Source organism: Nonomuraea sp. NPDC049625 (assembly GCF_040675285.1).
GTDB classification, from domain to species: domain Bacteria; phylum Actinomycetota; class Actinomycetes; order Streptosporangiales; family Streptosporangiaceae; genus Nonomuraea; species Nonomuraea angiospora_A.
The window spans coordinates 455914-474651 of record NZ_JBFAOQ010000007.1 but is presented as its reverse complement, the minus strand read 5'-3'; the positions used below and the strand labels follow the sequence as shown (position 1 = coordinate 474651).

Annotated in this window: 16 protein-coding genes; 6 read left to right on the top strand and 10 right to left on the bottom strand. The window is 71.1% G+C overall.

Going from position 1 to position 18738, the window contains the following annotated elements; all coding sequences use genetic code 11:
• Positions 1–5 precede the first annotated feature (5 nt).
• From AB0J87_RS31265 to ychF, 7 genes are all read right to left on the bottom strand, one after another.
• On the bottom strand, positions 6–2321 hold the full coding sequence (locus tag AB0J87_RS31265; protein ID WP_363970836.1) for a type IV secretion system protein: 2316 nt from the start codon (positions 2319–2321) through the stop codon (positions 6–8).
• Positions 2318–4795 carry an ATP-binding protein gene (locus AB0J87_RS31260; protein WP_350725616.1) on the bottom strand — a complete coding sequence of 826 codons (2478 nt, stop codon included), beginning with the start codon at positions 4793–4795 and terminating at the stop codon, positions 2318–2320. Before AB0J87_RS31260 ends, AB0J87_RS31265 begins: the two co-directional genes overlap by 4 nt.
• A gap of 47 nt (positions 4796–4842) precedes the next feature.
• Complete coding sequence (locus AB0J87_RS31255; RefSeq protein ID WP_363970833.1) at positions 4843–8307, bottom strand: TcpE family conjugal transfer membrane protein; 3465 nt, start codon at positions 8305–8307, stop codon at positions 4843–4845.
• 56 nt (positions 8308–8363) lie between these two features.
• The gene (locus AB0J87_RS31250; protein WP_225963718.1) at positions 8364–8639 is read right to left on the bottom strand and encodes a hypothetical protein; all 276 of its coding nucleotides are present in this window, start codon (positions 8637–8639) and stop codon (positions 8364–8366) included.
• A 51-nt stretch (positions 8640–8690) separates the two neighbouring features.
• Positions 8691–9410 (bottom strand): conjugal transfer protein, encoded by a 720-nt coding sequence (locus AB0J87_RS31245; RefSeq protein ID WP_246554195.1) that lies wholly within the window; start codon positions 9408–9410, stop codon positions 8691–8693.
• A gap of 623 nt (positions 9411–10033) precedes the next feature.
• On the bottom strand, positions 10034–10366 hold the full coding sequence (locus AB0J87_RS31240) for a hypothetical protein (RefSeq protein ID WP_350725620.1): 333 nt from the start codon (positions 10364–10366) through the stop codon (positions 10034–10036).
• 212 nt (positions 10367–10578) lie between these two features.
• Positions 10579–11655, bottom strand: a complete 1077-nt coding sequence (gene ychF, locus AB0J87_RS31235; protein ID WP_350725621.1) for a redox-regulated ATPase YchF — start codon at positions 11653–11655, stop codon at positions 10579–10581.
• A 69-nt stretch (positions 11656–11724) separates the two neighbouring features.
• On the opposite strand from ychF, the gene rmuC reads away from it, so the two are divergent.
• Complete coding sequence (gene rmuC / locus AB0J87_RS31230) at positions 11725–12990, top strand: DNA recombination protein RmuC (RefSeq protein WP_363971091.1); 1266 nt, start codon at positions 11725–11727, stop codon at positions 12988–12990.
• Positions 12991–13005: 15 nt separating this feature from the next.
• Positions 13006–13512 (top strand): DUF6542 domain-containing protein, encoded by a 507-nt coding sequence (locus AB0J87_RS31225; RefSeq protein WP_350725623.1) that lies wholly within the window; start codon positions 13006–13008, stop codon positions 13510–13512.
• Here AB0J87_RS31225 and AB0J87_RS31220 read toward each other — a convergent pair.
• Positions 13509–14474 carry a 4-hydroxy-3-methylbut-2-enyl diphosphate reductase gene (locus AB0J87_RS31220; RefSeq protein ID WP_363970830.1) on the bottom strand — a complete coding sequence of 322 codons (966 nt, stop codon included), beginning with the start codon at positions 14472–14474 and terminating at the stop codon, positions 13509–13511. The two genes, AB0J87_RS31225 and AB0J87_RS31220, sit on opposite strands and share 4 nt — an antisense overlap.
• A gap of 100 nt (positions 14475–14574) precedes the next feature.
• Here AB0J87_RS31220 and AB0J87_RS31215 point away from each other — a divergent pair, with 100 nt between their 5' ends.
• Genes AB0J87_RS31215 through AB0J87_RS31200 form a run of 4 tightly spaced genes read left to right on the top strand, consistent with a single transcriptional unit; the run spans position 14575 to position 17899 of the window.
• Complete coding sequence (locus tag AB0J87_RS31215; protein WP_363970828.1) at positions 14575–15660, top strand: hypothetical protein; 1086 nt, start codon at positions 14575–14577, stop codon at positions 15658–15660.
• A 27-nt stretch (positions 15661–15687) separates the two neighbouring features.
• Positions 15688–16911, top strand: coding sequence for an exodeoxyribonuclease VII large subunit (gene xseA / locus AB0J87_RS31210; protein WP_363970826.1), 1224 nt, complete (start codon positions 15688–15690; stop codon positions 16909–16911).
• 25 nt (positions 16912–16936) lie between these two features.
• Positions 16937–17293, top strand: coding sequence for a VOC family protein (locus AB0J87_RS31205; protein WP_350725630.1), 357 nt, complete (start codon positions 16937–16939; stop codon positions 17291–17293).
• Positions 17294–17302: 9 nt separating this feature from the next.
• Complete coding sequence (locus AB0J87_RS31200; RefSeq protein WP_363970824.1) at positions 17303–17899, top strand: MBL fold metallo-hydrolase; 597 nt, start codon at positions 17303–17305, stop codon at positions 17897–17899.
• 14 nt (positions 17900–17913) lie between these two features.
• Here the strand turns inward: AB0J87_RS31200 and AB0J87_RS31195 are convergent, their stop codons facing one another.
• Both AB0J87_RS31195 and AB0J87_RS31190 read right to left on the bottom strand, forming a co-directional pair.
• Positions 17914–18183 carry an exodeoxyribonuclease VII small subunit gene (locus AB0J87_RS31195; protein ID WP_350725634.1) on the bottom strand — a complete coding sequence of 90 codons (270 nt, stop codon included), beginning with the start codon at positions 18181–18183 and terminating at the stop codon, positions 17914–17916.
• A gap of 20 nt (positions 18184–18203) precedes the next feature.
• Positions 18204–18731 (bottom strand): DUF4245 domain-containing protein, encoded by a 528-nt coding sequence (locus tag AB0J87_RS31190; protein WP_350725635.1) that lies wholly within the window; start codon positions 18729–18731, stop codon positions 18204–18206.
• Positions 18732–18738 lie beyond the last annotated feature (7 nt).

Here is an 18738-nt window from a genome sequence, read left to right as displayed (position 1 = left end):
TTCGCTCAGTCCTTGTCCGGGTTGTTCGGCTTGAGCCAGAACGGCACATCCGGGCTGTCGCCTCCGGAGCCGCCGTTGCGGCTGCCGCGCAGCCAGAGCGGAGGAGCCTCGGAGGTGCGGGACGAGGGCTCGTCCGAGCCGAAGATCCGGGAGCCGGACGAGCCGCCGGACGGCCTGGAGCCGCCGCCCGACCGGGTGGCGCCGTTGGACCTCGAACCGCCGCCGCCGAAAAGCCCGCCACCCGAACCGCCACGCGAACCACCGCCCGAACCGCCACGCGATCCGCCGCCGGAACCACCGGAGCCACCTGAGCCGCCGCCGAACAGCCCGCCGCCGCTCCCGCGCGAACGCGTGCCGCCCGAGCCGCCGAACCGGGAGCCGCGCGACCCGCCGGACGAACTACGCGACCCCGACGCCGAACCGCCGCGGGACGCCCAGCCGCCGCCGGACCGGCCGCCGAACCAGCCGCCGCCCGAGCCACCTGAGCCACTGGAGCCGCCGGAGGCCGTGCCACCGGCCGCGCCGGCCACCCGGGGGCCGCCCCCTGCGGGACCGCGCGTGCGCGTGGGCGTCGCGCCCAGGTTGAGCGGCGGCGCCGTACCCCTGCGCGGCTCCATCGGAGCCCTGGCGCCCGCCTTGCCGCCCTGCTGGTCGGTGTCCAGCGGCGCTGCCGTGGCCGGTACGCGGGTGCCCAAGGGAACGCCCTCGCCCTCCTCGGCGCGTACCCGGGCCTGCCCCGCGGTGGCCGCCGCCGTGGCCGCGGCGCCCGCCGCGTTGGCCGCCCCGGCCGCCCTGATGATCGGCTCGGCCTTGCGCAGCCCCCAGCGGCCGATCCTGGCCGAGGCGACCGGCGGCAGCGCGCCCGCGGAACGCTCGAGGACCGACGAGCTCGCCGCCTCGCCCAGCATGCGGGTGGTGACCGTGTGGCCGTTCATCGAGGCGAACAGGTGCTGGAACGGCCTGCGGTAGAAGAACACCGCGATCGTCAGCAGGGCCATGAACAGCACCTGCAGACCCCATGGCATGGCCGTGGAGATGATCAGCGCGTACCCGTAGACGAGGACGCTGAGCACGAGCGTGAGCACGGCCTGCCTGAGCAGCGTGCCGACGAGCATCTCCACCCAGCGCATGGCGACGATCCGGCCGCTGCCCGGATGGACGCCGATCAGCAGGAACACGGGCCCGAGGATCAGCAGCAGCAGGAAGCCCACCTTCAGCACCAGCAGCGAGACCGCCACCAGGAAGATGAGCAGGCCGGCCACGATCGCCGCGATGAACGCGCCGACCGCCACGCCGAGCCGGTTGGACCAGTCACGGCCGGAGAAGACGGTGTAGACGGGGTCGTTCTTGAGCTTGTCGGCCAGCGAGGCGTACTCCGACTGGCGGGCGCCCACGTCGGGCGCCGGCTGGCCGGCCACGGCCCGTGGGACCGACTGCATCTCCAGCACCTTGCGGCCCCAGTCGCGCACGATCGGCTGCTGCGGGTCGGCGGTGCCGAACAGGCCCACCAGCCACGGCTTGCAGACCAGCGTGGACCACAGCGCGTCGGCGTTCTGGTCGACGCCCGGCGTGCCGGTCTGGGCGTAGCCGCCGGCCTGGACCTTCGCGTCGGCGCCGCCGGGCGGCGGCAGGCAGGAGGCGCCGCCCGCGCCCGGCAGGCCGGAGAAGGCCGAGTTGACGACCTCGCCGGTCTTGTCGGTCACGACCTTGCCCAGGCCCGTGAAGTCGCCGGGACGGCTGAGGAACCAGACCGCCACGGTGACCGCGAGCACCATCCAGATCACGCCCTCGGCGGTCGTGGTGGCGCGCTTGCGGATCAGCCCGTACCAGGCCAGCCAGATGGCGCCGAGGATGACGATCGGCTGGAGGAAGGGCCAGTACATGGCCTTGGAGAGGTTCGTGATGATGTCGTCGACCACGTCCTTGATCGCCTGGAGCGGTCCCTCCGTCGCCGCCGCCTGGTACGTGGTGATCGTCAGCCGGTCGATGGCCTTGGCCGCGGTGAAGATGCCGTTGGCCCACATGTTGCCGAGCACGGCCACGTAGTCGGAGCAGCCCAGGTCGTGGGTGTGCCAGAACTGGCCGCTCATGCCGAACTGGGAGTAGTTGGTGGTCGGCGTCTGCGGCGCGCCTTCGACGGCCGGCGCCTGGATCAGGCCGTCGGTGCCGCCGCCGACCATCTCCGGGTTGAGCGGGCCCGACAGGTCACAGGGCGCCGCGGCGGCCGGGGCCGACAGCCCGCCCACCACGATCGGCATCACGAGAATGCTCGTGACGAGCGCCAGTGCCAGTGCGAGCCGTCGAGACAGCCGGATCTTCATGACCGTACCTCCTGCGCCCTGCCCACGCCCCCCTGAAGATCATCATGCCCGCTGCCGTCGGGTTTGTCGTGCGTCGGGTTCGTGTCGAGCCAACGGAGAAGATCCTCGGAGATCAGGTCTACTCCGATCCGCCCCGCCCTGCCATCCAGATCACGGAATACGCATTCGCCGTTGCCGAGCGAGCGCAGCACGGCCTTGTGCTCCTCCGACGGCTCCACCCCGAGCAGGGACATGACGTGGTCCACCTCCACCCGTTCGGTGGACCTGAACGCGAAGACGGACGACAGGCAGTTGGTCACCTGCTCGTTGAGCAGGTCGCCCGCGTTCTGGGAGACCAGCACGAGGGCGGTGTTGCGGGAGCGGCCCATCCGGCTGACCTCGGGCACCAGCTTGGCGCCCTCGGGCGTGGAGGTGATCGCCCACGCCTCGTCCAGGAAGATCGCCTTGGGGGCGCGCCGGTCGAGGCCGTTCATCAGCCTGCGCGCGAACTGGGAGACCAGGTAGAGCAGCGCCACCGACAGCCGCTGCTCATAGGAGTAGTCGTCCCTGGTCGTGGCCACGTCGGGCAGGGTCAGCCCGCCCAGCGTGAACACGGTCGTCCACCCCTCGCTGTCGATCTGGTCGCCGCCCGAGGGGTCGAAGCAGAGCCTGGCCAGGTGCATCTCCGACATGGAGCGCAGCACCGCGCCCAGGTTCTTCGAGGCGGGGTCGTCGGCCTGCTCCAGGAAGTCGACGACCTTGCCCAGCGACGGGTCGGGCGCGTTGGAGACCGCGGCCACCGCCTGGATCATGGCCGACTCGCGCTCCTCCGACATGCGGGGCAGCAGCAGCCTCAACGTCTCGGTGGCCATGGTCTTCTTCGCCGCGATGTCGTCGCCGAACGAGAACGGGTCGAGCAGCCCCGGCGCCGCCGACCCCAGCGGGATGATGCGGGCCTTGCGGCCCCGCTTCTCCAGCAGCCGCACCAGCGACTCGGCGTCGCCCTTCGGGTCGATCACCGCGACCGTCACGCCCCTGAGCGCCATCTGGTAGATCATCAGCAGCGCGAGCGTGGTCTTGCCGCCGCCGGGCTCGCCGGTGATCGCGATGGCGGTCGGCCGGTTGCGGGAGGCCGCCAGCAGCGGGTCGAAGTGCACGATGCTGCGGGCCCTGCCGACGGTCTCGCCGATGTACGGGCCGAGCCAGCCCTCGGTGCCGTCGCCCAGCCGGTCGCCGAGGTCGACGGTGGCGGTGGCCATGCCGCCCGCGATGGTACGCAGGGGCTGCCGCTGCGCGTAGGCGTTGACGCGTACCTTCTCGCCCGGCAGCGTCTCGCAGAACAGCGAGAACTGGTCGCCCGTCGAGTTGACCACGTCGATGCCCATGTCGCGGTAGTGCTCGACGACCGCCTCGACGCGCTGCACGCAGATGTCCTCGGTGGGGGCCGACACGATCAGGCGGTGCCAGCCGTACACGAAGGGCAGCCGTTCCTTCGTGATGCCGTGCTCCAGCATGCGGGCCGCGTCGATCTGCTCGGCCAGCGCCAGCGGCGCCTCCGCGCCGGCCTCGCGGATGTGGTGGTCCATGTCGCGGGCGTGCGCGAGCTTGCGCGCGACGTCCTTGGACGCCTTGACCGGCGGGATCAGCCGCATCCGCGACGAGATCTCCACGGGGAAGGCGAGCTGGTCCGCGAAGTGCATCCACGGCTCGCCGTCCGGGAACGGCATGAGGTCGGGGAACCTCGCGAACGACAGGTAGGCCACGTACGAGTCGCCCTGCGGCTGCACGATGCGCAGCAGCGACCTGCCGTTGTGGATCTCCCCCTCGACCAGCGACTCGATCTCGCCCTTGCCCCAGCGCCGCTTCGGGCTGGCCGACGGCGGCGGGTCGCCGAGCGCGCCGGAGGCCGCGTGCTGGAACAGCCACGCCACCTCGACGGAGGTGGCGTGCCTGGCGTAGAGGGCACTCGACGTGAGCGCCCTGCCGAGGCGTTCGGCCTGCTCGGTCCAGCGCCCGATCTCGCTGTCGGGGACGTGGTCGTCCTCCATCCCGAGCGCCTTCTCGGTCTTCTGGTAGAAGCCGAAGAGCTGGGACAGCACGCCTGCGCCGAGCTGCTTGCCGCGCGGGCCGAGCCGCACGCCGAGGAAGACCTCCTTGGACCAGAAGTCCTTCGCCCAGACGTGCCGGTACATCTCCTCCAGGTAGTCGCGCCAGCCGGGCCCCTCGTCGGAGGTGGCGTTGAGCGCCATGGCCCACTCGGCGGCGGGGTACGTGCGGTGCGCGACCCTCAGGTGGACCTCGGCGTCGGGCATCCTGATCGCGGCCAGCGCGATCGTGATGTTGGTGGCCAGGGCCTCGCGTTCGTCGGGTGTGACGAACTCGTAGCTGACCGTCGGAAGGCGGAAGTACGCCCATGCGGAGGTGTCCGTGAGCAGGATGCGGTCGTCGAAATACCGGACCGCCAGGCGCTGGTGCGCTCGTGCCGCCCTGCTCATGCCGCCCCCTCGGCGCATGAACGGGCCAGACCTGCTCGCTTGTTCACTTATCGCTCACCGATTCTCGTGCCCGGGGGGTCACTCGCCAACTCCTCTTCGCTCGGTCGGACGGTCTGTGCCTGTGCCGCGAAGCCCGCGATCACGACGCCGGCGAGGGCGAGATAGGCCCGTTTGCCGGCCGTGCGCAACTGCCCCGGGTCGACGACCTCCGCGCCCTCGGGCGCCAGACCGTCCTCCCAGGGGACCCTGACGATGGCCCGGCACCTGCCCCTGGCCACCGACTCCGCCTGCTCGACGTCGGCCATCGAACGCCTGCTCACGCCGTTGACCACCATGACCGCACGCCTGCGCAACTCCGCGCAGCCGTGCCCGTCGAGCCACTCGTACGTCATCGCCACCGCCTCCGACGCCTCCTCGCTCGCGGGGACCACCAGGACGAGCTGGTCCGCGTACGGCAGGAGCCTGGCCGCCAGCGCGGCGGCCGGGTCGATGACGGCGAGCTTGTAGTGGCGGTCCAGAAGGCGCATGGACTCGCCCAACCGATGGTCGGAGAAGAACGACCGGTCCGCCAGCCGCTGTTCGGCGCCCGCGTCGCTGTCCGCGCTGATCACCTCGAGCCCCGAGGCGGTCCTCGTGGTGTACCCACGCATGGTGAGATACCCGCTGACGCGGTCGAGCCCGGACAGCAGCGAGGTGAGAGTTTCGGGCGTCTCCGGCTGGATCTTGCTCGTCAGGGTGCCGCCGCCGGTGTTGGCGTCGACGGCCACTACCCTGTCATCGCGGTATCTGGCGAAGGTGTGGCCCAGCATGAGCGCCGTCGTGCTCTGACCGGCGCCGCCGGTGCAGCCCAGGACCACGATCCTGCGGCTGCCGCCGAACACGCCCCTGGCCCTGGCCTCGTCGATCTCGGACCCGTCGGTCCGGACCCCGCCTCCGCCGACGACCACCTGCGCGATCCTCCGCCACCCGCCGGAGTCCCGCCCCACCACGGACTCGACCCGCCGCACCCGGCCTTCACCTGGGCGGGGGACGGGCACGGGAGCGACGAACTCGCCCCCACGCTCCTGCGACGCCCCGACACCCCGACCGTCACCGGCACTCGCCGCACCCCGGCCATCTCCGGCCTTCGCCGCCGCACCCCGGCCATCTCCGGCCTTCGCCGCCGCACCCCGGGAGTCACCGGCATTCGCCGCCGCAACCCGACCGTCCTCGGCGCTCGCCGCCACCCGCCGATCACCGGCCGCCGGACCGCGCGCGTCGGGCACTCCCGCACCCCGGTCGCCACGCGTGCCGGGGAAGGACCCGCTCCGGTCACCACGTGTGCCAGGGATCGCCGCACCTCGGTCGCCACGCGTACCGGGCACGCCCGAGCCGGGCGCATCGCCCTTCGCCGCGAGTCGCCGCACCGTCGACCGCTCGGGCCGGTCAGCCGTGGACCGCTCGGGCCGGTCAGCCGTGGACCGCTCGGGCCGCTCATCGGCCGCACCCGGCTCCTGCGCATCGGGCGCCTGCGTATCGGCAGCGCCGGGCACTTCGGCGGCCTCAGCGACCGGCTGCGGCGTATCGCCCTTCGGCGCCGCGACCCGCGCACTCGGCGCACTTACGCCGTCGCGCATCTCGGCAGCATCGCCGGCCGTAACGTCGTCGGCCTTCTCCCGTGCGCCGGCCTTCTTCGGTGCGTCGGCCTTCTTCGGTGCGTCGGCCTTCTTCGGTGCGTCGCCCTTCAGCCCGTCATCCGCCGTAGCCGGCGCGTCCACGCCACCGCGCGCATCCGTGACCTCGGCCACCGGCTGCGGCACGCCCGCGTCCGGCGCGTCACCGACCGCACCCGGCATGTCGCCCGACGCGTCGGGCACGTCAGCCGCCGTGCTCAGCGCACCCGGAGCGTCGGCCGTCGTGCTCAGACCCGAAGTTCCCGCCGCCGTGCTCAGCGCACCCGAAGTTCCGGCCGTCGCGCTCGGCGCACCCGGAGCGTCGGTCGTCGTGCTGGGCTCATCGCTCGGTGCACCCGGCGTGTCGGCCCTTGTGATCGGTGCCGTGTCCTGCTGGGGCGGGGCGGTGGATGTGCTGTCGGGGGACTCTGTGCCGGGCCTGGTGGCGGCGGGGCGGGGCAACGGCTTGGCATCGGGGTTGAGCGGCGGCCAGACGCGCTGCGGGCCGGACAGCACCAGCGACGGGCCCAGCCGCGGCGGCTGCCCCTTCCGGTGCTGGTCCCGCGCGACCTCGTCCTCGCGCCGTTCCCCGCGCCGTTCCTCGCGGCCTTCCCCACGTCCTTCCTCGCGCCGTTCCCCGCGACCCTCCCCGCGGACTTCCCCGCGTCGTTCCTCGTCCCGCTCCTGGTCCCGCCGCTCGCCCTCCGCGGGACCCGAAAGTTCGGCGGGGGCGTCGGCGCTCGCCGCGAGCCGGCGCAGCCGCCGCAGCGCCTCGGTGTCGATGGGCTTCCCCGCGGCAGGCTTGTGGGTCTCCGCCTCGCTGACCGCCCCGGCCGCCTCGCGGTCGGCACGCGACTCGCCGGGCGATCCGGAGCCGAGCCCCTGAACGTCCCCGTTCCGGCCCGCGGCCTCCTGGCCCCGGACCCCGGCGGCGGCTTCGCGGCCCCGCGTCTCGACAGCGGACTCCTGGGTCCCGACGTCGGCCAGAGCGGCGGCGGCCTCTCCCCGCCCTCTGCGTTCACGGCCGGCGGCATCCCGCGCGTCCCCACGATCCCAAGCCGCAGCGTCCCGGGCGTCCTCACGATCCCAAGCCGCAATATCCCTGGCGTCCCCGCGATCCCGAGTCGCGGCATCCCGCGCGTCCACGAATTCCCGGGTGGGAGGCTCGGAGCTCTCATGGCCGCCGGGCGGCAGGGCGTCCTGGCGGCGTCCAGGGCCGCCTGGAAGGGCCTCCTCGCGCCGCAACGCACCGACCCCGGACCTCGGTGCCGAAGGCGGGGCCGTCTCGCGTACCCGGGCCTTGAGGGCGGGCGCGGTGCCGCGGCGGGTGCCCCAGCGGCCGGTGGTCGGCTCCGCCACGGGAGCCTGGGAAGCGGCGGCGGCAGCGGCCGCGACGGCCGGGCGGACCTGGCGCGGCCCGGCGATCCGCTGGCCCTCGCGCCGCCGCTGCGGCTGGCGGGCCTTGCGGGGCGCCTTCGACTTGGCCCGCGCGGGGGTGGTGCGCCAGACGCGGCCGGAGAACGTGATCGTCTCGGGCTCCGACATGGGCGCGAGGCGGTACCACGCCTTCGGCTGGCCCAGGTAGCGGAGCTGGGACTCGAGGAGCTCGGTGAGCCGCTTGCCCTCGATGACGGGACGGGTGGACAACCACGTCACGATCCCGGGCGGCACGAGGTACAGCACGTGCCACGGCATCTCCACCGGCACGCCCACCAGGACCAGCAGGAGCGACCACGGAACGAACACCCCGACGAAAACGCCGATCCAGACGATCGGCAGCGGCATCGGCAGCCGTAGGTCGTACAGCTTGTAGAGCCGCTTCTCGATCCGCCAGATGTTCGTATATGTGGGCAGGTCCACGCCGGTCCTCCTCTCCACCCGCTCGTACATGACCGCCGCGGAGCGGTCTCAACCCTTTACTTGATGCCCAGAGCGCCCGCGATCGCCTTCGCCGTCACCTCGATGATGTTGGGAACGTAGAAGATCACGCCGATGGCCACAGCCAGTATCAAGAACTGCACGAAACGTGTGATCTCGCGGGTGAAGAGGAAGAAGAGCGCGACCACCGAGACGACGACGAGGAACAGCGGGGCGAAGAACCCGCGCAGGAAGTTGGCGAGCCCTCCGGTGTCCGGGCCGGTCGCCGGGGGCGTCGGCGTCAGTTCGATCAGGTGGAGCAGAACGGTCTTCAGGGTCACTTCTTGTCCTCCCGGGGGGTACCGATGAGCGGCGTGGCCGTGCCTCTATCCAACGACCCGGCCGGCGCCGCGAATGTCGGCGACGAACCACTTGTCGCCCTGCTTCTCGACGGTCAGCCGGTAGGCCATCTCCAGCGTGCCGCCCACAGCCGCGGGATCGGTGGCGTCGGGGGTGGCGGGTGTCTCGCTGTTCGGCACGACCCACACCACGACCGCCTGGATCTCTCGGGTGGCACCCCCCACAGGCACCACGACCTTCTTCAGCTCCCTGAACGTGAACGTGCCGCCGAAGCTCGGCAGCGTCCGGCCCGCGGCGACGTAACGCTGCAGCCCGGCCGCGTCTCCGGAGGCGTAGTCGGTGAAGAAACCCTTCAGTTGCTCTTTGAGCTCGCTCGCGGTGGCCTCGTCGGTCTCCGGCGCGGCGACCTGCGGCACGTCGGCCGGGCCCGGGGCGGGCAGCACCGCGGGACGGCCGACCACGGCGAACCTGCCGCCGGCCTCGTCGCCCGAGTAGTAGAGCGGGACCGACAGCATCAACCTGCGCGGGCCTGACTGGAAGGCCACGCTGACCAGGGCGTTGTGGGCGTCGCTCGCCTCGATGTCGTACGGCTGGATGGCGACGGCCGCGAACTTGCCGTAGCCGTCCCAGCCCATTTGCGGATCCATGCCCTCGGCCAGGAAAGCGCCCAGCTTGCGCGACCTGCTCGCGGCGTCGTCCGGGCTGAAATTGAGATAGACCCCGGCGAACTGGGCGGCGAAAGCCATGCCCCGGTCGGCCGGAAAACCATGGTGAGCAGGCGCGACGCTATTGGGCGTCGCGCTCGTTTGTTGGGTAAATCGCTCAAATGGGGCACGAACCCCATTCACGACGACAACCACGATAACTGCCCAGAGAATGACACGGCCGGTCCATACGAGCCACCGCCCGCCTCCGCCCGACCAGCCGCCGCGCCGCGGCCTGCGAGGCGGCGGCGCGTCGAAGTCAGCCGTGTCAAGGCGCGCGGAAAGCTCGGGGTCGCCAGCGATCCGAGGATCGTGCTGGACGGTAGACCTACGAGCCATCACGCCTCCGCTCGCGCCGATCCCCCCGGCTGGCGCGGTGTCGTCCGTTGCCGATCCCCATCATCCGCGGTGAAGTAGTCACCCTATCCGGTCTCCGCCATTGTTCCAGGAAAGCCACGCCCATGCTGCGGCATGACCGTCCTGACGGCAAACCGGGTCGGCGGGCAGGCCTCATTGCCGATTCCTGAGACTTCCCGGTGGAAACAGCTTTTGACCAGCCCAGATACCTAAATTGGCATAGCGCGACAGCCACGGATTCCTGTCCTACCGGGCATGGACTCTCGCCAGGCGGATTCGGTATGGATCGCGGAGCGGAGTCAGGGCCGTCAGGCGGGCTCCGGATCCTGGGTGGGGCGCGGCTGACGCCTGCTGTGCAGGTCCACGACCGTCTGCTGGGCCGACCGGTCCAGGGACACGACCGTCGGCTGCACCGCCCGCTCCAGGGAGCCGCGCAGGTCCGCCAGCATCTCGGCGGCGTCCCGCTCGCGCATCCGCGTCGCCATCTCGTTGCGCTCGTCGACCTTCCTGCGGAGGTACGCCTCGCGGTTGACGCGCAGGCCGTACATGAGCTCGACCCTGATCAGGGCGAGCTCCTCCTCAAGGCTGATGCCGGCCAGAGTGGGCGTGGGACGTCGTTTCCGGATGATGCGGCGGATCATTGAGGGCCTCCCGAGTCAGCGTGAACGCCGTGACGATTCGACGCGCGGGGGCCCAAAGTGGTTGACGCATCAGTTGTCCCGGGATCAGACGTCCTACCGATTCCCGGGATGAGACGTCTGAGGGGGCATCGCCGCCGTCACCATCGGTAACGTACCGTAACGAACGGCGGCTTTCCGTGATTTCCCACGGGACACCCCGGCCAGAGCCGTGCTCAGACGTTGAAGCGGAACTCCACCACGTCGCCGTCGCGCATGATGTATTCCTTGCCCTCGACGCGGGCCTTGCCCGCCGCGCGGGCGTTGGCGATGGAGCCGACCTCGACCAGGTCGTCGAAGGAGACGACCTCGGCCTTGATGAAGCCGCGCTGGAAGTCGGTGTGGATCACGCCGGCCGCCTCGGGCGCGGTGGCGCCCTTGGGGATCGTCCAGGCCCTGGTCTCCTTCGGCCCGGCCGTGAGGTACGTCTGCAGGCCGAGCGTGTCGAAGCCGACCCTGGCGAGCTGCCGCAGCCCCGACTCCTCCTGGCCGACCGACTGGAGGAGCTCCAGCGCCTCCTCCTCGTCGAGCTCGACCAGCTCCGACTCGATCTTGGCGTCCATGAAGACCGCCTCGGCGGGCGCGACCAGCGTCGCCAGCTGCTCCCGGAGCGCGGAGTCGCCCAGCTCGTCGGCGTCGAGGTTGAACACGTACAGGAACGGCTTGGCCGTCAGCAGGTGGAGCTCGCGCAGCTCCTCGCGGTCGAGACCGCTCTCGAAGATGGTCTTGCCGGTCTCCAGGACGCTCAGCGCGGCCTCGGCGGCCTCCAGCGCGGATTTCTTGTCCTTGTTGTTGCGCGCCTCCTTCTGCAGGCGCGGGATGGCCTTCTCGACCGTCTGCAGGTCGGCCATGATCAGCTCGGTGTTGATGGTCTCGATGTCGCGCTTGGGCGAGATGTCGCCGTCCACGTGCGTGACGTCGGGGTCGCTGAAGACGCGGACCACCTGGCAGATCGCGTCGGTGTCGCGGATGTTGGCGAGGAACTGGTTGCCCCTGCCCTGCCCCTCCGAGGCCCCCTTGACCAGGCCCGCGACGTCGACGAACTCGACCTTGGCAGGCAGGATGCGGGCCGAACTGAAGATCTCGGCCAGCTTGGGCAGCCGGTCGTCGGGCACGCCCACGATGCCCACGTTGGGCTCGATGGTGGCGAACGGGTAGTTCGCGGCGAGCGCGTTGCCGGACTTCGTCAGCGCGTTGAAGAGCGTGGACTTGCCGACGTTGGGCAGACCGACGATACCGATAGAGAGACTCACGGACGCCAAGTTTACGTGCTGAGCGTAACGAGCGTGTCGGGGCGGATCGGCGCGCCGGAGTCCTGCATCATCGATCAAGTGGATGTCGTCTCGCTTCTCGTAGGTCTGGCCGCCGGGCTCGTCATCGGGTTCCTGGTGGCCAGGACGCGGGCCGCGGTGCGGGTGGCCGAGGCGGACGCGCGGGCCAAGTCGGCCGCCGACAAGCTGGTCTACGTCGAGGAGCAGCTCGCCGAGCGCTTCCAGGCCCTGTCCACGCGCGCCCTCGACGTCAACAACATCCGCTTCCTCGAGCTGGCCGAGACCAGGCTGGCCGCCAGCCGCGCCGAGGCCACGGGCGATCTGGACCAGCGCAAGCAGGCCGTCGAGCACCTGGTGGAGCCGCTGAAGGACGCGCTCGCCCGCGTCGAGTCGCAGCTGCGCGACACCGAGTCCGGCCAGCGCGCGGCGCGCGCCGAGCTGGCCAAGCAGATGGAGTTCGTACGGCAGAGCAACGAGCAGCTGCGCTCCCAGACCACGGCCCTGGTCAGGGCCCTGCAGCGGCCCGAGGCGCGGGGCAGGTGGGGCGAGCTCCAGCTGCGCAGGGTCGCCGAGATCGCCGGCATGCAGCACCACTGCGACTTCGACGAGCAGGTCACCGAGGGCCCCATGCGCCCCGACATGGTCGTCAGGCTCGCCGGCGGCAAGAACATCGTGGTCGACTCCAAAGTCTCGCTGGCGGCCTATCTGGAGGCCGCGGAGGCGTCCGACGAGAGCCTCGCCACGGTCCGGCTCGACGCTCACGCCCGGCACGTCCGCGAGCACATCGACCGGCTGGCGGCCAAGTCCTACTGGCAGGGGTTCAACCCGTCGCCGGAGTTCGTGGTGCTGTTCATCCCGGGCGAGGCGTTCCTGGCCCCGGCGCTGGAGCGCGATCCCGGGCTGCTCGAATACGCGATGACGCGGCGGGTCCACATCGCCACGCCGACGACGCTGATCACGATGCTGCGCACCGCGCACTACGCCTGGCAGCAGGCCGCGCTGAGCGAGAACGCGCGGGCGGTGTTCGAGCTGGGCAAGGAGCTGTACGAACGGCTCTCGTCCCTCGGCAGGAACGTCGACTCGCTCGGCAGGGCGCTGACGCGGGCCGTGGAGGCGTACAACAAGTCGGTCGGATCGCTCGAAAGCCGCGTCCTGGTCACCGCGCGCAAGCTGCACGATCTGGGCGTCGTGGACGGCGATCTCGACTCTCCTGAGATGCTCGAAGGCCTGCCCAGACCCCTGGCATCCCCCGAACTGCTGGAAACCTCGCCTCTGCTTTCCCACTCGAACGGTAAGTTGGCCAACGGGTCGCAATAAATCGGGGGTGGGGCATTGGGTGAGAAGAGGCGTTCCGCGGTCAGGCTGACCGCTCGCGGCGCCATCGCGCTCGCCCTGGTCGCCACCTTGGCGGGCTACGTGCTGGCGACCCTGCTCGACATCCAGTACGTCGTGGGCGCGACCTTCGTGCTGTCGAGCCTGCTGGGCGTGCTCCTGGTCAACCGGCGCGAGCTGCTGTCGCTGGTGGTGACGCCGCCGCTGGTGTTCTTCTGCGCCACGCTCTTCGTCGAGCTGGGGCGCGCGTTCGGCTCGGTGTCCATCGTGCAGTCGCTGGCGCTGGGGCTCTACACGTCGCTGACGCAGGGCGCACCGTGGCTGTTCGCGGGCTCGGCCGTCGTGCTGGGCGTCGCGTGGCGGCGCGGGCTCCGCGACAACGTACGCGAGCTGCGGGAGGAGCTGAAGGCGGGCGCGGAGATGCCGCGCCCGCGCCAGCCGTTCGTGCCCGAGCCGGAGGGCTACTTCGAGCCCAAGGTCTACGGGACGCCGCGCGGGGACGACTAGGAGACCCGCAGATCCTTGCGCAGCTCGTGGGGCAGGGCGAAGCGCATGCTCTCCTGCACCGACTCGACCTGGGTCACGTCGTCGAACCCATGCTTGGCCAGCCGCTCCAGCACCTCGTCGACCAGCTCCTCCGGAACGGACGCGCCGCTGGTCACGCCGACCGTGGTGACGCCCTCGAGCCACTCGTCGCGGATGAAGGTGGCGTTGTCGACGAGGTAAGAAGCCTCGGCCCCGTAGTCCTTGGCCACCTCGACCAGGCGCTTGGAGTTGGAGGAGTTTTCCGAGCCGACCACGATGACCAGCTGCGCCTCGGCGGCGATCTCCTTGACCGCGACCTGCCGGTTTTGCGTGGCGTAGCAGATGTCGTCGCTCGGCGGGTCGATCAGCGTCGGGAAGCGCTCCTTGAGCCGGGTGACCGTCTCGGTGGTCTCGTCGACCGACAGCGTGGTCTGCGACAGCCAGACCAGCTTGCTCGGATCCTTGACCTGCACTTTGTCGACCGCGTCGAGCCCGTCCACGAGCTGGATGTGGTCGGGGGCCTCACCGGAGGTGCCCTCGACCTCCTCGTGACCCTCGTGCCCGATCAGGAGGATGTCGTAGTCCTGGGTCGCGAACCGCCTGGCCTCGTTGTGCACCTTGGTGACCAGCGGGCAGGTGGCGTCGATGGTGCGCAGGCTGCGCCGGCGCGCCTCGTCGTGCACCGCCGGGGACACCCCGTGGGCCGAGAACACCACGATCTCGCCCTCGGGCACCTCCTCGGTCTCGTCGACGAAGATGGCGCCCCTGGCCTCCAGAGTCTTGACGACGTGGGTGTTGTGAACGATCTGCTTGCGTACGTAGATCGGCGCACCGTACTGCTCCAAAGCCTTCTCGACCGCTACCACGGCTCGATCGACTCCGGCACAGTAGCCGCGTGGCTTGGCTACGAGTACTCGGCGGGAAGTGGGGGTCTGCGGCTCCATACTTTCTATGCTACGTGGAGCGGCCATCAGGCCTGCGCGTGCGTGGTTGCCCGCGGTTTGCCAAACTGGCCGTCCATTACTGACCTCCCAGGGAGACGTCATGTCCCTCAGCGACGTGATACGCAACATCGCCAAGACCGTCACCAACAAGGACGAGCTGAAGGAGAAGGCCAAGGACCTTCCGCTCCTGTTCATCCAGACCACACTCAGCGCGGCCGGGCAGGCCCTGCTGGTCGTCGACCGGGTGAAGAACTCCATCAAGGGCCTTGGCAACAAGGAGGAAGAGGAGTCGAACGACTCGCTCCCCTCCGCCGCCGAGCAGGTGGCCGCGGCTCCGGCCGCGGAGGAGGAGAAGCCGGCCCGCAAGGAGCCGGTGATCTTCGCGCCGCGGCCCAGCGCCGCCGAGCCCAACGGTGTCGCCAAGACCAAGCCCGACCCCGTCATCTTCGCTCCGGCGGGCAAGTCCGAGTCGGCGGCCACCGCCAACCCCGAGACCGCCGCCCCGGCCGCCGAGCCCAAGCCCGCCGCGGCTGAGACGCCCAAGCCCGTGGTCACGGAGGAGCCCGCCGCGACCTCGAAGGCCGCCGAGCCCGCCGTCGCGGAGAAGCCCGCCGAGCCCGAGCCCAAGGCCACCGTCACGGACGAGCCCGCCGAGGTCGCCGAGCCGAAGGCGGCGGTCGCGGAGGAGATCGAGCCCAAGGCCGCCGTCGTGGAGGAGCCCGCCGCGGTCGCCGAGCCGAAGGCCGCCGTCGCGGAGGCCGTCGCGGACAAGGCCGTCGCGGAGGAAGCCGTCAAGGAAGAGGTCGTCAAGGACGAGGCCGCCAAGGTGGAGGCTGTCGCGGAGGAGGCCGTCGCGGCCAAGCCGAAGCGCACCCGCAGGACCACCAAGAAGCCCGCCGCGGCCCCCGAGGCGACCGTGGCCCCGGAGCCCGCGGCCGCGCCGGAGCCCGCCCGCGCCCCCGAGCCCGCCGCCGCGCCCGAGCCGGTCGCCGCCGCCCCCGTGGACCTGGCCGAGCCGCTGCCCGGCTACTCCGAGCTCACCGTCGCGTCCCTGCGTGCCAGGATGCGCGGCAAGACCGCCGAGCAGATCAGCGACTTCCTCACCTTCGAGAAGGCCACGAAGTCCCGGCCCGAGGTGATCAAGATGTTCGAGAACCGCCTGGCGAAGCTGCAGGCCGGAGAGTAGGTCGTACCGACCCCGTAGTCTTCCGGCATGAGCGAGAAGACCTCACCCGAGTCTCCCCTGCCGATCCGTACGGTCCTGCAGATGGTGGGCGGTTGGATCGGCAGACTCGGCACGGTCTGGGTCGAGGGCCAGATCACCGACCTGAGCGCTCGTGGCGGCACGGTGTTCATGACCCTGCGCGACCCGGTCGCCAACGTGTCGGCCAAGGTCACCACCCCGCGCGGGGTCTACGAGGCCGCCGTGCCGAGGCCGGCCGACGGCGCCAGGGTCGTGATGCAGGTCAAGCCCGACTTCTGGGTCAACAGGGGCTCGTTCGCCTTCACCGCGCTGGAGATCCGCCCGGTCGGCGTGGGCGAGCTGCTGGCCCGGCTGGAGCGGCTCAGGCAGCTGCTGGCCACCGAGGGGCTGTTCAACGCCGACAGGAAGCGGCGGCTGCCGTTCCTGCCCGGCACGATCGGGCTCATCTGCGGCCGCGACTCCGCGGCCGAGCGCGACGTGCTGGAAAACTCCCGCAGGCGCTGGCCGGCCGTGCGGTTCAAGGTCGAGGAAGTGGCCGTCCAGGGGCCCTACGCGGTGGGCGAGGTGACCGAGGCGCTGCGCAAGCTCGACGCCGACTCCTCGGTCGACGTGATCGTCATCGCCCGCGGCGGCGGCTCTCTGGAGGACCTCCTGCCGTTCTCCGACGAGACGCTCGTACGCTCGGTGGCCGCCTGCCGCACCCCCGTGGTGAGCGCGATCGGCCACGAGCAGGACAGCCCGCTGCTCGACCTGGTGGCCGACGTGCGCGCGTCCACCCCGACCGACGCGGCCAAGAAGGTCGTGCCCGACGTCGGCGAGCAGCTCTCGATGGTGCGCCAGCTCCGCGACCGGGGCCGCAGGGTGGTGAGCGGCTGGCTCGACCGCGAGATGTCCTGGCTGACGTCGGTGCGCTCGCGCCCATCGCTGGCCGACCCGGTGCGCGAGCTGGAGCGCCGGGCCGAGCAGGTCGACTCGCTGCGCGACCGGACCAGGCGCTCGCTGTCCGGCTCGCTCGACCGAGCCTCCGACGACCTGACCCACCTGCGGGCCCGCCTGATCACGCTGTCCCCCGCGGCCACGCTGGAGCGCGGGTACGCCATCGTCCAGCACCCGTCGGGCGAGGTCGTACGCCTGGCCAAGGACGTCTCCCCCGGCTCGCTGCTGACGATCCGCCTGAGCGACGACCGCCTGACCGTGCGCGCGGAGGAGCCGGACGAAACCGGGGACGCGTGAGCGATCCGGGGTCTACGTTCGGCACATGAGAGGACTCGTGCAGGTCGCCCAGCACGCCGATGACCTCGACAGGGCCACCGCCTTCTACCGCGACGTGCTGGGCCTGCGGCACATCGCCACCTACCGGCCGCCCGGCCTGGCCTTCTTCGACCTCGACGGCGTCCGCCTGCTGATCGAGCAAGGCGCGCCCTCCACGGTGCTCTACCTGGCCTCCGAAGACCTGGAGGCGGACGTGGCCCGGCTGCGTTCGCACGGCGTGGCGATGGTCGAGGAGCCGCATCTGATCTTCACCGACGACGGCACGTTCGGCGCACGGGGCCGGGAGATCCGGATGGCCGCGTTCAGGGACTCCGAGGGGAACCTGCTCTGCCTGATGACCTAGCGTGGGGGTGTGAAGCTAACAAAGTTCACGCATGCCTGCGTAAGGGTGGAACTCGACGGCCGCGTGCTGGTCATCGACCCGGGGATCTGGAGCGAGCCGTCCGCGCTGGACGGGGCCGACGCGGTGCTCGTCACCCACGAACACAGCGACCACGTGGACGTGCTACGGCTGCTCGGGGCCGGGGTCCCGGTGTTCGCGCCGGCGGGGGCGGGGCTGGACGGGCTGCCGTACACGCCGGTGAGCGCCGGCGACGAGTTCTCGGCGGCGGGCTTCCGGGTGCGCGCGCACGGCGGGCGGCACGCGCTGATCTACAGGGGCGAGCCGGACTGCCCGAACCTCGGCTATCTGGTCGACGGCGCCCTCTACCACCCGGGCGACTCGGTGCACGTGCCGGACGAGCCGGTGGAGACGCTGCTGGTGCCGCTGCAGGGGTCGTGGCTGAAGACCGTCGAGGCGATCGACTTCGTACGGGCGGTGGGGCCACGGCGGGCGTACGGGATCCACGACGCGCAGCTCAACGATCGCGGGCTGAGCACCACCAACGCCTGGCTGGCGAGGACGACCGACCACGGCTACCGCTGGCTGGCCCCCCGCGAGACCGCCTGACCCCTCCAGGGGTGTCAGAAGGGGGCGTCGTCGGAGTTGCCCCCCGAGGGCTCGGAGCGGCGCGCCATGGCGGCGGCGAGCTTGACCCTGGCCCCCTGGAGCCACTCCTCGCAGACCGCAGCCAGCTTCTCGCCGCGCTCCCACAGCTCGATGGACTGCTCCAGGGTGAGCCCGCCGGTCTCCAGCCGGCGCACCACCTCGGTCAGCTCCTCGCGGGCCTGCTCGTATGAGGGTGCCTTCTCGTCTCCTGCCACGACCACCACCCTAGACGGGGCGACCGACATCCGCAGACCAGGCGGCCCTGTCAGCCCTTGGGGCGCTGCTGCAGGACGGAGGCGAGTTCGGCGAGCTCCGGCCAGTCGGCGGTGCCGGAGATCACGAGCGTCACCTCCGGCAGCACGCGGACGAGCGAGCGCTGCTTCTTGTCCTCGCGGAAGCGCTGCTCCCACTGCACCCCGTCCACCTGCTGCGTGCCGACGGCCTTGTCGGAGTTGGCCATACGGCTGGCGAACCCGGCCGCCGGCTGCTCGTTGCTCTGCGTGAACATCGCGTGCTCGCGCTTGGCGGTGGCGTAGCCGAGGAAGAGGACCTGGGCGCCGTTCTCACCCTTGGCGATCTTGTTGCTGTTGGGGATCCAGCCCGCCGGGTCCTTCTGCGGCGCCCACACGCCGTACGGCACCGAGTGGCCGAAGTTGGCGACGGTGATCGAGTATTCGAGCCGCGGTATGTGCTGCTCCCGGCTCTGCGGGGCGACCAGCAGGAACAGCCCGACCGCCGCGAGGCAGACGAACAGCGCTACCGCGTAACCGTAGAAACCCTGGGTGAACCGCACACTTGGC